Annotated in this window: 12 protein-coding genes; 3 read left to right on the top strand and 9 right to left on the bottom strand. The window is 48.7% G+C overall.

Annotation, left to right across the window (positions count from 1 at the left end; all coding sequences use genetic code 11):
• Window positions 1-29: 29 nt before the first annotated feature.
• The 3 genes from ACEW9O_RS00485 to ACEW9O_RS00475 all read right to left on the bottom strand — a co-directional run bounded on the left by ACEW9O_RS00485 (window position 30) and on the right by ACEW9O_RS00475 (window position 5,384).
• The gene (locus tag ACEW9O_RS00485) at window positions 30-1,232 is read right to left on the bottom strand and encodes a M20 family metallopeptidase (protein ID WP_373548146.1); all 1,203 of its coding nucleotides are present in this window, start codon (window positions 1,230-1,232) and stop codon (window positions 30-32) included.
• A 35-nt stretch (window positions 1,233-1,267) separates the two neighbouring features.
• Window positions 1,268-2,704 carry a DASS family sodium-coupled anion symporter gene (locus ACEW9O_RS00480; RefSeq protein ID WP_373548145.1) on the bottom strand — a complete coding sequence of 479 codons (1,437 nt, stop codon included), beginning with the start codon at window positions 2,702-2,704 and terminating at the stop codon, window positions 1,268-1,270.
• A 175-nt stretch (window positions 2,705-2,879) separates the two neighbouring features.
• Window positions 2,880-5,384: a DPP IV N-terminal domain-containing protein gene (locus ACEW9O_RS00475; protein ID WP_373548144.1), complete on the bottom strand. Its 2,505-nt coding sequence runs from the start codon at window positions 5,382-5,384 to the stop codon at window positions 2,880-2,882.
• Window positions 5,385-5,867: 483 nt separating this feature from the next.
• Between ACEW9O_RS00475 and ACEW9O_RS00470 the strand changes: the two genes are divergently transcribed.
• The gene (locus tag ACEW9O_RS00470) at window positions 5,868-6,050 is read left to right on the top strand and encodes a hypothetical protein (protein WP_373548143.1); all 183 of its coding nucleotides are present in this window, start codon (window positions 5,868-5,870) and stop codon (window positions 6,048-6,050) included.
• A gap of 110 nt (window positions 6,051-6,160) precedes the next feature.
• Window positions 6,161-8,032 (top strand): U32 family peptidase, encoded by a 1,872-nt coding sequence (locus tag ACEW9O_RS00465; protein WP_373548142.1) that lies wholly within the window; start codon window positions 6,161-6,163, stop codon window positions 8,030-8,032.
• Window positions 8,033-8,395: 363 nt separating this feature from the next.
• Here ACEW9O_RS00465 and ACEW9O_RS00460 read toward each other — a convergent pair whose 3' ends face one another.
• From ACEW9O_RS00460 to ACEW9O_RS00435, 6 genes are all read right to left on the bottom strand, one after another.
• Window positions 8,396-9,058 (bottom strand): hypothetical protein, encoded by a 663-nt coding sequence (locus ACEW9O_RS00460; protein ID WP_373548141.1) that lies wholly within the window; start codon window positions 9,056-9,058, stop codon window positions 8,396-8,398.
• 128 nt (window positions 9,059-9,186) lie between these two features.
• Complete coding sequence (locus ACEW9O_RS00455) at window positions 9,187-12,159, bottom strand: PVC-type heme-binding CxxCH protein (protein WP_373548140.1); 2,973 nt, start codon at window positions 12,157-12,159, stop codon at window positions 9,187-9,189.
• Window positions 12,160-12,265: 106 nt separating this feature from the next.
• On the bottom strand, window positions 12,266-13,393 hold the full coding sequence (locus tag ACEW9O_RS00450) for a serine hydrolase domain-containing protein (protein ID WP_373548139.1): 1,128 nt from the start codon (window positions 13,391-13,393) through the stop codon (window positions 12,266-12,268).
• Between the two features lie 131 nt (window positions 13,394-13,524).
• Entirely contained in the window at window positions 13,525-14,196 is a 672-nt protein-coding gene (locus ACEW9O_RS00445; RefSeq protein ID WP_373548138.1) for a ClpP family protease, read from the bottom strand.
• A gap of 125 nt (window positions 14,197-14,321) precedes the next feature.
• Complete coding sequence (locus ACEW9O_RS00440) at window positions 14,322-14,594, bottom strand: hypothetical protein (protein WP_373548137.1); 273 nt, start codon at window positions 14,592-14,594, stop codon at window positions 14,322-14,324.
• On the bottom strand, window positions 14,575-15,114 hold the full coding sequence (locus tag ACEW9O_RS00435) for an RNA polymerase sigma factor (RefSeq protein WP_373548136.1): 540 nt from the start codon (window positions 15,112-15,114) through the stop codon (window positions 14,575-14,577). The genes ACEW9O_RS00440 and ACEW9O_RS00435 overlap by 20 nt, the downstream gene beginning before the upstream one ends.
• A gap of 110 nt (window positions 15,115-15,224) precedes the next feature.
• Between ACEW9O_RS00435 and ACEW9O_RS00430 the strand changes: the two genes are divergently transcribed.
• On the top strand, window positions 15,225-15,473 hold a 249-nt coding region (locus ACEW9O_RS00430), incomplete at its 3' end, for a hypothetical protein (RefSeq protein ID WP_373548135.1).

Here is a 15,473-nt window from a genome sequence, read left to right as displayed (position 1 = left end):
TGTCACCCCTTCGGGGTTTTATGAAAGTACTAACTTGCTGTTAACTCCAATTCCCGCACCGCCAACCAGGCCATCAATCCAGCCCCCACTTTCAACGCCTCCTCATCAATATCAAAAGTATCGGAATGCACCGGTGAGGTGATCCCCCGCTCTACATTCCCCGTTCCCAATCGATAAAAACAGGCCGGCATCTCTTGAGAGTAGTATGAAAAATCCTCAGCGGTGAGGCGCACGGGAAGATCAACCACATTTTCTACTCCAAGGTAATCCTCAGCAGATTCGCGCATCCGCAAAGTCAGCGCTTCATCATTGAGCAAACAGGGGTAACCCACATCGATGAAAAAATCAATTTTGCCGCCCATGCCTTCGATCAGGTGTTCGGCCATGTATTTCATGCGGCGGTGGGCTTCTTTGCGCCAGGTTTCATCCATGGTGCGGAAGGTGCCTTCAATTTTTACCTCTTTGGGGATGATGTTCGTTGCACCACCTGTAGAGTTGATTTTTCCAAAAGTCAATACGGTGGGAATGGTCGGGTCGTTGTTGCGACTGACGATTTGCTGCAAAGCAGTGATCATGTGTGCGGCCAGCAGAATGGGGTCAACACAGTCTTGAGGCATGGCCCCGTGCCCCCCTTTACCCGTAATGGTGATGTACAACTCATCACAGGAACCCATGTAGCGACCTGGGCGAAATCCCACTTTCCCGGCAGCCAAAGGCGGATGAACGTGTTGGCCCGCAATGGCCGTGGGACTGGGATTTTGCAAAACCCCTTCTTTGATCATCAAAGAAGCGCCGCCTGGCAGGCGTTCTTCAGCGGGTTGAAAGATCAGCTTTACACTGCCTTCCCAATCCTGACGGGTTTCCTGCAAGATTTTTGCGGCACCCAGGAGGGAAGCAGTGTGTACATCGTGCCCACAGGCATGCATCACTCCTGGGTTTTGGGATTTGTAAGGCACCTCATTGGCCTCAATGATGGGCAAGGCATCCATGTCGGCGCGCAGGGCTACCGTATTTTTGCCAGGATTTTTTCCTTCGATTAAAGCCACTACTCCGGTTCCTGCAACGCCTGTCTGATGGGCAATACCCCATTCTTGCAGTTGCGCAGCGACGTATTTTCCGGTTTCGTGTTCTTCAAAAGAAAGTTCGGGGTTTTGGTGGATGTGTCGCCGTAGGGCTACTATTTCAGGGTGATAAGCCTGGGCGAGTTTTTGAATGTTGTCCTTCAATGTCATGGTGTGTACTCTTTTTTCCGCCGCAAAGATACGGACTAAAAAAACAGCGGCACCACCAATTTACCAAAGATCGTCATCAACACAATCGACAACAAGTTCAACCAGACCCCCGCACGCATCATCTGAGATACCGTTAAATGCCCACTGGAAAACACAATGGCGTTCGGCGGGGTAGACATGGGCAACATAAACCCACTACTGGCCGCCAGCGTAACGGGGATACACATCACCACTGGGTCGATATTCATAGCCTGGGCAACCGCGCCGATGACCGGAATGAACACCACCACCAAAGCGACATTGGACAACAACTCGGTCAAAAAAACCGTCACTGTTACGAGTGCGAGTAAAAACAGCCAGGAGCCCCCATTGCCTCCGGCAAATTGCTGGCCGATCAAACCGATTAAACCAGTTGAAGACAAGGCTGAAGCCAAGCTTAACCCACCCCCAAAAAGCAACAAAATGCCCCAGGGCAATTTTTCGGTATGTTTCCAATCCAGGGCAAAAGTGTAGTTTTTCAAGCTGATTGGCACCGCAAACAACATCAGCGCGGCACAAATGCCCACCACGGATTCTTCGATGACCAAGCCTGGAATGGCCTTTTCGATTGGCAATTTAAAAATCCAGCCTGATGCAGCCAGAAAGAAGACCAGTGTGGTTCGTTTTTCTCCCGCACTCATCGGGCCGAGTTTTGCCAATTCAGCGTCCATACGTTCTCTGGCCCCCTCGATTTTGCCCAAACGATTGGGATAGGCCCAGCGCACAATGATCCAATAGCCACCCAATAACAGCAAAATAGAATAAGGCACCCCTACTGCCATCCATTGCCCAAAAGGGATTTGTTTGTCAAATAACTCTTTCATCTGTGCCGCAAAAACCACGTTCGGCGGCGTGCCAATCAAAGTGCCTACCCCGCCAATACTGGAAGCATAGGACACCCCCAACATCATCGAAATCGCAAAGTTGCGCATCCCGGGCAAGGGATTTCCTTTTTCATCTTTTTGATTGACCAAATCAATGACCGACAGCGCCATCGGCAACATCATAATGGTAGTCGCCGTATTGCTGATCCACATGCTGATCAGAGCAGTGGACAAGAAAAAACCGAGGATAATCCCATTCGCATTGGAGCCAGTCATGCGCAAGATATTCAGGGCAATGCGGCGGTGCAGGTTCCAGCGTTCCATGGCCAGTGCAATGGTGAAGCCGCCCATGAAGAGGTAAATAATGGGGTCGGAATAGGGTGCCATGGCTTCCTTGACCGTGGCCAAGCCCAAAAGGGGTTGGATGACCATGGGCAGGAGAGCGGTTACAGGGAGGGGTAAGGCCTCGGAGATGAACCAGGTGAGCATCCAGGCGGCCATGGCGATGGCTTTCCAGGCCGCAGGTTCCAAGCCTTCCGGCGGAGGAATGAACAGGAGAATGGTGAACAATAGTGGACCAAGGACAATTCCGATCTGTTTCGCAGTCATGGATTTAGGTGTTTGCGTGTAGGTGTTGTAAGTTAGAACCGAAGCGGTATTTTTTTTCACAAAGAAAACACAAAGATTCACAAAGGACACAAAGAATCGTCAACGTCTAACTTTGTGCCCCTTGTGAACCTTTGTGTGTCCTTTGTGAAAATCAAGTCGCTCTTAGTTCCTTTGGTTATGGTCGTTTATTACTTAGGGGTTTGTCGCGATTCATCTGCAAAATATCCGTGCTGTCTTCATAATCTCCCAGCAAATGTTTGCAAAAATAATCCGCGCGCAGCCAGAAGAAGTACTCATTCATATCCGCATAACCGTGCCGTTGCCCAGGAAACATGAAAAAATCAAAACGTTTGTTGGCTTTAATCAAGGCATTGGCCATCCGAATGGTGAGCGCTGGATGCACGTTATTGTCGATGTCGCCCGTACAAATCAGGAGTTTACCCTTCAGGTTTTTGGCCAAATCGGTGTTTTTGTCGATGTCGTATTCAAAAGTAATGTTGCCTTTGGCGTCCTTCACTTCTTTGACCCCATCGTGTTTTTCACTCCACCAACGGTTGTAGATGTTGTTCTCGTGGTTGCCCGAGGAAGAAACCGCAACTTTGAAAAAATCGGGATACACCAACATCGCAGCAGTCGACATAAAGCCGCCCCCGGAGTGCCCAAAGATGCCCACCTTGTCGAGGTCGATGTACTTGTGGCGGTCGGCGAGTTGTTCGGCGGCTACTTTTTTGTCCTCCAGACCGTAATCGCGCAGATTGCCGTAGCCATAGTTGTGGTACCACTTGGAGCGGCTGGGGTGCCCGCCCCGGTTGCCGATGGTGATCACGATGAAACCCAGTTGCGCCTGCCGATCGGTGCGATCCATGCCGGCTGAGAATGCCTTGTTCACCGCCTCGGTTTGTGGGCCGGGGTACACGTATTCGAGGATCGGGTATTTGAGCGTAGAATCAAAATCAAAGGGTTTGTACATCACGCCATACAGGTCGGTGATGCCGTCGGCAGCTTTGACCACGAAGGGCTCCGGGAATTTGTAGCCTGCGGCAAAAAGCTGGGACAAATCGGCAGTTTCCAAATCCATCAGCTTGGTGCCCAAATTATCCAGCAATTCCGACTTTGGTGTGGTATTAACGCGGGAATAATTGTTGACAAAAAAGGTATTCACGTCGTTGTTGGACGTGGTATGGTTGAAATCCCCTTTGCTCAGCAGTTTCAACCCTGTTCCATCAAAATTGACGCGGTAGAGGTGGGTCAAATAAGGGTCTTCGCCGGGCTCCCGACCATTCGCCAGGAAGTACAAAACCCGGTTTTTGCTGTCGATCGCTTCGATACTTTCGCAGTGGAAAGGACCGGAAGTGATCTGGTTTTTCAGCTTGCCCATTTTGTCGTGCAGGTAAAAATGTGCCCAGCCGTCGCGTTCCGACCAATGGATGTATTCTTCGCCGTTGTTGACGAGTCCCAGTGGACGGGTTTCCACGTAGGTATTCAGGCGTTCTTCGATCAGGGTTTTGGACACGCCGGTTTTGGTATCCGCTACACAAACATCGATACGTTTGAGGTCGCGGCTGGTACGGCTGAAGTACAGTTGATCCGAGTTGGGGGCGAGCCACAAGTTCGGTTGGTGGTCATCGTCGCGGTTTTTGGCCAGGCGTGGGGCACGCATCAGGTTCAAATCCTGGTCTTTCATGGTTGTATCAACCGCTACCTTGACCAAGGCTTTACTCGGAAAATCAACCAGCCAAATCTCCTGTTGCGGGGCCCCCTTTTCGCCAGGCATGTGGTATTTGTAGGTCTCCAGGGTAGGACGGGGCTCCGCGATGGAATTGATCACCCAGAAGTCTTTGACCTTGCGGTTGTTGTTGCGAACGAGCGCGAATTTTTTGGAATCGGGGGAAAATAGGACACTGGCCCCCTGGCGTTTGCCTTTGTTTTTTTCCTTCTCCAGGTCGGTTTGACCAAAAACGCCGCTGTGGTACCCGTAATGTTCTTCGCCGTCGGTGGTCAATTGGGTTTCAACAATAGTGGAGTCCTTCTCCTTTTTCACGGCCTTCAGGAAATTGGCTTTGTCCATCCAGTAGAGGTTGTAGTTTTTGGAAAAAACCACATAAGAGGAATCAGGAGCAATGCTGGCCCAAGTGGGTTTGTCTTTAGGCTTTTTGTAGTCTTCAAGGAGTTTGAGTACACCCGTGGTGAGGTCGTATTCAAAATAAAAAGTGCGCTTTACTTTTTTGGGCGGCGCGTCCGACTTCTTCTGTTTCATGTCGTCCTCTTCCTCATCCTTCTTTTCATCTTCTTCCGCCAATTTGCTCTTGACTTCAAAACGAATCGCGGTTTCTTTGTTGATGAATTTGAGGCTGGTGATGTCGAGGTGCTGTGCATCGAAGGGATCGCCAGTGAGGCGCGATAGATCGGCGGCCATTTTTACATTGTCGAACAACAGCTTTTTGAGCTTTTTGGCGGGATCCACCAGGTAGTAGCTGCGGCCTTGACTGGTTTCGTACTGGTACCAGAACCGTTCCGATTCTTTGAGCCAATGCGGGCTTACGCTGGTGGAAAAGACCATTTTTTCCACTTTGGGTTGGGAAAAACGGGCGGCCAGGTCATAATTGGCTTTGGGTTTGTTTTGGGCCATACCCAAAGTGCTGCAACCCAAAACAAACAGGGCAATAACGAGTTTTTTCATACTAGTCCAAAATTTTGGAGGGAAGATAGGAAAATGCTGGAAAAAGGAAAGTAGGGGGATTGATATGGTGGTTTTTTGACGACGGAGGGCGAAAAGGGGGAGTGATGCGGAGTTTGGAATGCTTTTGCTGAACTTTGCCCAACTCGTGCCGAAGGCGCGAGAAAAAATCCGCGTAAATCCGCTTTATCCGCGTCCTCCGCGCTGCAATTGTGTCGCTTTTGTGTCGCTTTTGTGTGTCGCTTTAGCCTGCCCAACAATCAAGCTTTCACCTGTGGTGGCAAATTCTTCCGATCATTCGCGAATACCTTCTGCACAAATTGGTGCTCTTTCCCGAAGTTCTAGCTCCGGTCAGCGACCTATACCAAGTCATGACCACTTCATAATCAAGTTACAACCCATAAAAAATCAGCCCCGCCACTGACTTTAGTTTTTCCAACAATGCAGCAAATACCAACAACTTGAGGCATCAAACGCATCAACACCATGAAAGAACAAATTCAACGCCACGCCTCCAGTAACCCGATTTATGGGATGGGTTTCATCGGCGCGCTTGTCTATTACATTTCCCATGCCACAAGCTTCTGGATGGGTCTTTTAGGGATTTTAAAGGCCATTTTGTGGCCCGGGTTCTTGGTGTATGAAGCCTTAAAAGCCTTGGGAATGTAAATGAGTGAACTTCTCCTAAACAACCTCCCAAAGTTGATCCACCAAACATTTACTAATTTTTGTAATTTTGCGCCTCATCCGAATTAGCAGTAAGAAACGAGGCGCACCCAATGAGCAGAAAGATCGAAATACTGGCTCCGGCCAAAAATCTATATCAAGGCATGGCTGCCGTCAATGCGGGCGCAGATGCCGTGTACATTGGCGCGCCGCTGTTTGGTGCCCGCACCAATGCCACGAACTCCGTGGAAGACATAGCCGAATTGGCCCGGTACGCCCACTTGTTCAAAGCAAAGGTGTTGGTGACCCTCAATACCATTTTGTACGAAAACGAGCTGGAGCCTTGCCGGCAACTCATCTGGGAATTGTACCACATTGGGGTGGATGCCATCATTGTTCAGGACATGGGCATCCTGGAAATGGAGCTGCCACCCATCGCCATTCACGCCAGCACCCAGGCCAACAACCGGGATGCCGGCCATGTGAAATTCTTGGGTGATGCTGGCATCAAAAGGGTGGTGCTGGCCCGGGAACTGAACCTGGACCAGGTGCGGGAAATCCACGAAGCCTCAGACGTAGAACTGGAGTTTTTCGTAACTGGCGCACTTTGTGTCTCCTTCAGTGGCAACTGCTACATGAGCATTGCCAACGGCGAACGTTCGGCCAATCGGGGCTCCTGCGCCCAAAACTGCCGCCTGCCCTACCAACTGATCGACGGCAATGGCAATACCCTCATTGAAAGCAGCCACCTCTTGTCCATCAAGGATTTGGACCTGAGCGATGAGCTGCCCAATCTGATCCAGGCTGGCATTTCTTCCTTCAAAATTGAAGGCCGCTTGAAAGATATTGTTTATGTCAAAAACAATACCTCCTACCTGCGCCAAAGACTGGATGCCTTCCTGGAGGCCCATCCCGATCAATACCAAAAGGCCTCTTCGGGCCGCACCTTTTACAATTTTGAGCCTGGCCTGGATCGCAGTTTCAACCGGGGCTACACCGATTATTTTGTCAACCAGCGCCACAGTAAAATCGGCTCTTGGGAAAGCCCCAAGTCCCAAGGCCAATACATCGGCAAATTGTTGGAGCAAAAAGCGAATGGCTACCTGATCGAAAACTACGAGTTGCTCAACAACGGCGACGGCCTGTACTTCCTCAACGAGCAGGGCGTGGCCGATGGCGTGCAGGTCAACATCATCGTCAACGACATTGTGGTGCCCAATACCTTGAAACCCCTGCCAGTCGGCACGGAAATCTACCGCAACCACGACGCCGAATTCAACCGTATGCTGGAGAATGAAAACAGCGCCGTGCGGAAAATTGGGGTGACCATGCAGTTCAGCGAGACGGAAACGGGTTTCACACTGCGGGTAGTAGACGAGGATGGCCACGAGCATGTGGCCAGCTTTGACATGCCCAAAGAACTCGCCAAAAACGCCGAAGGGTTGATCGACAACATCAAAAAGAACCTTGCCAAAACGGGCAATACGCCTTTCATGACGGATGAGATAGCGGTGGAATTTTCGCAAAACTGGTTTTTGCCCAATTCAAAGGTGAACGAAATCCGCCGAGCGGCCCTGGAAGCATTGGCGGAAATCCGCATTCGGGATTACCAGCGGGATGAACCGCAGATCGTCAAAACAGAACACCCTTATCCAGTGCAGACGCTCGATTTTACCTACAACGTGTCCAATAAACTAGCCAGGGCATTCTACCATCGCCACGGCGTCACCGACATTGAAAAGGCTTTTGAGTTGCAGTGGGACCCCGGCAAATCGCGGGTGATGGTGACCAAATATTGCGTGAAGTACGAACTGGGTAAATGCCCCCGTTACCAACGCGCAACTATGGGCACCAAAGTGGCCGAACCACTTACCTTGAAGCATGGGGAGGTGGAGTACAAGCTCAAGTTCAATTGTAAGCCTTGTGAGATGGAGATTTGGGAGAAGGACGCGGAATTGGTGCTGGAGGAGGATGGGATGGAGTGAGCCTTCCTTCCATTTTGAGCCAATTTGAGCCAATTTGAGCCAGTTTTTTCTATTTTTGAGCCAATTTTGAGCCAATTTTGAGCCAATTTTTATACTTCTGTACCTTTTGCTCGGAGGACATGAATTGCCACGTGCTTTAGCGCGTGGGTCAGGATTGCTTTTCCAATTGGGCTTTAGCCCAAATTTCAAAACTAAGTATTTTCCGCTCTATTTTATCGATATCTTATCTGCAAGTTATCGATATCTGAGGGGGATATCTAAATGTTATCGATATTTTATCGATATTTTTGGGTTCGGTGATGTAAAAGGTTCTTGCAGAAACGTTGTGGCCAGCTTTTGCGGTCATGCACGTTCCATTTGTTTTTAGCTGTGATTTTTTTCAATGATCATTTGAATCTCATCTTTGTCAATTCCAAACATATCTTCTAAACACTTTCTGATTCCTAGGTAAACGATTCCATTTGTACTATCCACAAAATGAACTCTTTTTTTTGTTGCTCGAAATTCCAACGACTGAATCTTCCAGTTTTGACAGAACAATTTAATTGAATTAATAATTATTCCACGAGAAATCAACTGTCGTCCAATTTGGGCAATGTTTTCTAACTTATTAAATCCAGTTGTTAGGCTTTTGAGGATATCTTCATCTTCTTTTGAATCCAAATATTGAACAGTATTTCTACATTCTTCTTTTCTACACGCGGTAATTTCAAAATCGAAAAACGCCATTGGCTTTCTTACGAAGAATTTTGCTTCGTTACTTATAAGCGTCGATTCTATTTGTTCAGTAATTTGTTCAACATAAAAGAAGCTTTCTTCATGAATCTCAACAGCATATGCAGAAATTGAGTTGTAATCTTCTTCAAATAGATAAATTGGACGTAGGCCCGAATTCAAATTCAAATTAGACCAATTGTCTACTAACTTTTTTTGCATTTTTTCAACATGCTTTTCCATTGATGTAGAATCTAAATTCTTTTTCAACTCTCGGAAATAAATACTTTTTGGAATTATGCTTCTATTCATTGGTTTCAATGCATTTGTATTTTTTATTTCGGGATGGTAAGATACTGTTGCGCTATGTAAAACATTGCAGAGACGCACTGCCGTGTGTCTCTACCGCGCCAGATCTTACTTCTAAATCCAGAGCTGATTTATTCCTCACTCCCCCCCTGCAAAAACGCCAACAAATCCCCCATCTCCGCTACCGTCAACGCATTTTCAAACCCCTCCATCATCAACGAAGTCCCCATTGAGCGAAACGACTTCAACTCCTTCTTAGCCAAAGTCACCTTCTCACCTCCCATTTTTAACAAAGTCACGTTCTGATCCGTTTCGGCGGCCACGATGCCCAGGTGGCTCAGTCCATCTTTGGTTTCGAGGCGGTGGCTGATGTATTTGGGGTCGGCGGCGGCGTTGGGATCGAGGATGTCGTGCAGGAGGGTGGCTTTACTTTTGCGGGATATTTCGGTCAGTACCGGGCCCACTTCTTTGCCCGTATTGCCGTAGCGGTGGCAATTGGCGCAATGAGTAGCAAATACCATTTTCCCCTTTGCCACAGTGCCTTTGAGCATCAGGGCGGGCTTCATTTTATCGATGGCCGCTTGCCGAGTCACTACGGCGGCGTCGCTGAAGAGTTTTTCGGCGCGGCGTTTGGTGTTTTTATTGTCGGTCCACCAGAGCAGGGTGCGGCGGCGTTCGAGGTCGAAGTTCATCTCACCGATGTTGATCTGGCCTTTTTCCAGTCCAGTTAGTAGAGCGTCGTGGTGGATTTCGCGATCCAGCAGCAGGTCGCCCGCGTACTTGCGGATGTGTGGCCCCAGCTCTGCCCATAGTTGGACGAGGCGTCGGCCGATTTCAGGCTCGGCGGAATTGGCCAATTGCCGCAGGGCTTCTTCCTGTAGCTGGATGGGCTGGCTATTGGGCAGACAGGCAAAGAGTACTTTTGATTTTTGGGCATAGGGTAGCAAAGTCAATAGAGCAAGTTGCTGCACGCGGATGGAATCGGGAAGGGTGGCGTCGTTTACTTTTTGCAAAGCGTTGCGACTTAGGGTTAAAAACTCGGGGGAGGGCGACAAGTTCAGGCGTTGCCGCAGAGCAGCTGAAGCGGAAATCAGGCCGAGGTCACGGGATTGTTCCAGGGCTTTGAGGGCGGGTTCGATGGTGGCCGTTCCGCTGAGTTTTGGAGCTTCACGACTGAGTTGTTGCAGGATGTTCTGTCGAGTCGCATTGCTTATTTTTGGCGCAGTCAACTGTTGCAAAACACTTTGCAAACCCTGGGTTGATTGCGCGGCGCTTTGGGCCAAAGCCGCCAATAAGTCGCTGTTGCTTGGCTGAGTGGATTGAACGAGGCTGGCAAACAAGTCTGCCGCCGATCCTTGCGCTGCTAGGGCAATGGCGTAACTGTTCCAGGTATCCATGCTTTTTTGGGCGGCCGTGTTCAATCCGGTGAGAATGGCGGTGCGCTGCTTTTGGTAGGCTGCACTGGCTTCATTCAGGGTACTTAAACTCAAGGCGGCTTGCATCCGTACCCGTTGATCCTGGTCATTCAGGAGTTGGATGCATTGTTGGAGCAGCGTTGGGTCATTGCTCAAGCTGCTTTCTGCCAATTGCAATGCGGTCTCGCGGATCGGTGCCACCTCATCGGCTAATGCCGTGGCGAGTGCTGTGGAGTTCAATGCACCTTGAGCGGCAAGGATGTGCAGTGCGTGTACTTTCGCAAGTGGATTTTTGTCTTTCAGCAATCCTTTTAAACCATGCATGCTGGTTTGTCCCAATTTTTGCTCCATCAACAAGCGATGAGCCGTTTTGCGCACCCACTGATTGGCATGGGTTAGCGCCTGGACCAGACCAGTTTCTGTTTTAAATTGGGCTACATCATAGGCTATGGCAGTACCTTTGCTGATCCGATAAATCCGGCCCTGATCCTTGCCCGCTTCCAGGTCGAGCGTTTTTTCGATGTCATCGGGAATCCATTCGGGGTGTTCAATTACTTTGCGGCACATGTCTACGAGGTACATGCTACCATCGGGTCCGACGTTCATATTGACGGGGCGGAAGGCACGGTCGCTGCTGGCCAACAAGTCGCGGTTGTCGAGGTGGCGCTGGGCAGCGAAGGAGGCACCCTGGGCTTTGATCTTATCCACATGGATCAGGTTGAGCACCACATCGGCCACCCAAACGCTGTGGTCGTATTCCTCCCCAAAAGCACCGCCGCCGTAATAGGTGATGTCACAGGCGCCCGAAAAATACCCCGATTGCTCCGGGTGGTTCACCCGCGACTCCTGTTCGCCGATGGGGTAGATACGCGCCAGACCATTTTCTTCGTGATTGGAGGCATTTTCAAGGGTACTTTTTTCCAAATGATCCTTGCCTTTGAAATAACGAGCCGGGAAAACCAGGGTGGAAATATGGGTGAGGTTGTGGGTTTCGTACAAACGCCCGTACTCGCCCATAGCTAGGCCAAACCCACCGGAGGATTCGCCCAAGCGCTCCAGAGTGCGGGTCTCCAGATTAAAACGAAAATCTTGTCCACGCAAATCCAGTGCGCTGTCGGGATCGCCCCACCAGTAGGGTTTGCCGTCGTTGCCGCCATTGGCCGCGTAAATCCAGTTGTCCAGGCCGTAGGTGAGGCCGTTGTAGTTGTGCTGTAAGTTGCCAGTGGAAAAGCCGCCCATGAGGGTGTCCACTTGGTCAGCTACGTTGTTTTGGTCATCATCGTGCAAGAAAAGGAGATAGGGTGGGGCAGCCACCAGGACGCCTTTTTTATAGGGCAAAAAGGAATTGGCGAGTTGTAAACCTTCGGCAAAAACCTTGGAGTCATCGTAAGTGCCGTCTTGATTTTTATCCTGAAGTACGAGCAGGCGGCTTTGGCGGTCTTCGAAGGGGTAACCGGGCATTTCGAGCACCATCGCCTCGCCGCGTTCGTTGAATTCCAGGTCAACGGGGTCTTTGATCAAAGGCTCGGCGGCAACTCGTTCGAGTTTGAAACCGGGTTCGATTTGAAAGCCTTTGGGTGTTGCCGAATGCTGACAGGCAAAAGTGCCTAACACAAGCATCAGAAATAAAACGGGAGCGTTTTTTAACACAAAAGTTGTTGTTGCAGCTTGCTGAGTCTGATGGCGCATAAGGAGGTCTGGGCTGATGGTGGATAATGAATATTGCTGCAATGAAGATAATAAAAAGGCTAAACAAATATGATCGGGCTGGTTTTGCCACAAGAGTTAAACCTGTTTATTCCTTAATGATGCTTTCCAGAATCTTTTTTGCCGTTTTATTCAGCAGATTTGGCGTATCTGGGCCGCTTTGGTTGGTGATAATGGATATGCCCAGTTTGTATTTCGGAAAAATGAACAACCAATTTTGAGTACCGCTCGTCCCTCCGTGATGGTTGTAAGAGGTGCCATATTTGTCATTCCATACCCTCCAAAAATAGGCGATTTTTAGGATGTTGCCCTCTTCATAAAGCACTTTATGGGATTCAGCGACAATCGGGTCTTCGCTGTTTAACTGTAAATCCATATAGTGCAATACATCGGTCATGTTCATTTTTAAGCCACCTGCGGTTGCCCATAATTTATTGAGTTGGTTAGGGGAGGGGCTTGTATTGCTCATCCAATATCCACGCACCAGTTTTTGCTTTTGGGTCTCGTTTAACTCAATTGCCGTGTTGACCATCGCGTATTTTTTCAAAAAACTTTCTTGCAATAATTCATCGATGGTTTTTTCATAAACCGTTTCTAAAACATACCCGACTAATTCCGCTCCAACATTAGAATAAGCATACTTTGTTCCTGGCTCAACAGCTAGAGAAACGTTTTTCAAATCGCTTAAAAATTGTTCTTTACCATAAGATCTCTCTAATTCATAATAATCGTTAGGTACATTTTCATTGAGCTTTTCAAACACTCCATTCATTTCTTTCGGCAAAAATAGTGGCAAGCCACTCGTATGTGTAAGCAAGTGTTTGATAGTGATGGGCGTTTGATTGTATTCCAGGTTTGGATAAGTTCCCTTTAAATACACTCTAACATCCTCTTCTAATTTGATTTTTTTCTCGAGGACAGCCTTAGCCACCAAATAACCCGTTACGGTTTTGGTCACCGAGGCAATTTCATAAATGGTCTCGTCATTAGGCACATTCCCCTTGCCTTTTTCAATTTCGCCAAAGTGTTGGGTGTAAACTTCTCCGGCTTTAAACACACCTATGGAGACTGAAGTGATGTCTTTATTTTTTAAAAAAGATTTTCCATATTTCTCAATTGCCTCTGAAACAGGGTTAGTGTTGCTTTTTTCTTGTGTATAGGCGTTGGGGGATAAAAGAATTAAACCTGGAATGATTAAATATAAAAAAGGCCTCATCTTCTTAAATTTTGGATGAGGTCCAAATTTGCGAAAATTTTGTCGCTAATTCAATGCTTTGCTTCAATGAAGATAAGGTGGCTAAACAAACCCGGTAAGGTTTGTTTAGCCTGATGAATAAACAAATGCCCTTAACTGTTATTCCTGGTGTTGAGTGACAAAGCCGACAACAAACCTACTTCTGGCAGTACGGAATTCAGCACCACCAAATCCCCCACATCCCCCAAAATCTCATCCACAATGCCAAAATCCTTGGCTTCCTGAGCATTCAAGTACTTGTCGCGCAGGAAAAACTCTTCCACTTCTTGGCCGCTGCGCCCGCAGTGTTTACCCAGGAGGTGAAAAATCTGGGCCTGGATGCGATCCTGTTCCCGGGTGGCAATGCGCACATCTTCGGTATAGCCACGTGAACCGCCACTGGTAGGGTGGTTGTGGATGGTGGCATGGGCCAGCGCATAACGTTTGCCTGGGGTGCCCGCACTGAGCAAAAAGGTGGCCATACTTCCCGTAAAGCCCACGGCAACTGTGGAGACTGGCGTGCCAATCATACGAATGGTGTCGTAAATGGCCATACCCGAATACACAATGCCGCCCGGACTTTGGATGTACAGGTTGATCTGCTGTTTGGGGTCGCGGCTGCTGAGGTACAACAATTGCGCGACCACGATATTGGCCATCGTATCGTTGATTTCGCCCGCTAAAAAGACAATACGTTCCTTGAGCAGCAGACTGTAAATGTCATACACTCGTTCTCCGCCACCGTCATTGTCAATGACCATGGGGACAAGACTTGCTCGAACCATAGGTTTGGAGTTTGAGGAGGTTGAGGAACGTTCGTCATCCCGAATTTTTGAAAAGTCAAAATCGGGAATAAACCTAATCGCTCCGCGGTTTGTCATCCCAAAAATTCGGGATGACGAACTGTCTCTCAACCCTTATTAAAGATGTGGTGAATGTTTTCCCGAAACTGGGTTTTGTCCGGGTTGCTGAACAATTCCTCGTGTAGCACTTCCAGTTCTGCTTTAAGCTTTTTGCGGTGGTACAATTTGACCAGGAGGTGCACCTTTTTTTGGAAATACACCCTGAGCCGCAGGCGCGGACTTTTTAACAAACGCGCTTTGAAGTTTTGTTTTTCCAGCGGCAGCAGCTCTCCCCACAGGTAGCGTTCGATCAGGATGGTTTCACTCATGGAAGTCTTCATAACGCAGGGATTTTTGCTGAATGCTGTGGCGAACCTTTTCGAGGCACTTGTATTTCTGGACGCTGACGGAATGCTCGTTGGCGTAACCCTGGGTTTTGACGATGTCCTTCAGAGCCGTTTTTTGGAAATAAAAACTGCGAAGCAGTTCCAGGCATTTTTGACCCACAGCTTCCAAAAACTGCAACAAACGTTGGGTGTGCAGATTCGGAAAATAATCAGTAGGGATTTCAATCTGTTGCTCAGCCTCGCTTAAGGGCACCAGTTTCCGTTGGCGGTGGTGTTGTCGAATCCAGAGGTGTTTGGCAATGCCGAGCAAGTAGGCACTGGAGCTTTGTTGGAGTTGGAAATTGGGCTGAGTTTGGCGCTCCTGGAAGATGACCAGGGCATCGTGGAAGATGTCTTTGGCGTCTTCTAAGTTGCCGCCCATTTTTTGTACGAAGCGGGCTACGTTTGGAAACGCCGCTTCGTACAGGGTTTCGATGGAGGAATCAGTCTTTATTTTTGCTGGTGCTGCTACCATGATCGTTGCGTGTTTAATGGTAAGTGCAAGTTAGGGGGGAAATATCACCAGGTGCAAGAGATTTTTTTGCAAAAAAAATATAAGGGGTGGACCAATTTTGCTACACAAACATGAGTCATTACCCGAAAAACAACACAAAGAAAATTAGCACAAAGGAAAAAAAAGAGGACACAGAGGACACAAAGTTAGACGTTGACGGTCTTTGTGTCCTCTGTGGTTCTTTGGTGCGCCACGAGGCGTGCGGTAAATATAATGCAAAAAAACCTAGTGGATGGAAGAGCCACACAAGCCAAGATGCCGATCAGCTTGAAGCCGTTGTGATTGTGCTGGAGGAAACGAAAGTGCAAAAGCTCATGACG

The sequence above is a fragment of the Haliscomenobacter sp. genome (assembly GCF_041740695.1).
Lineage (GTDB): Bacteria > Bacteroidota > Bacteroidia > Chitinophagales > Saprospiraceae > Haliscomenobacter.
Note: the sequence above shows the minus strand (reverse complement) of the source record. Positions and strands in the feature narration are given on the sequence as shown.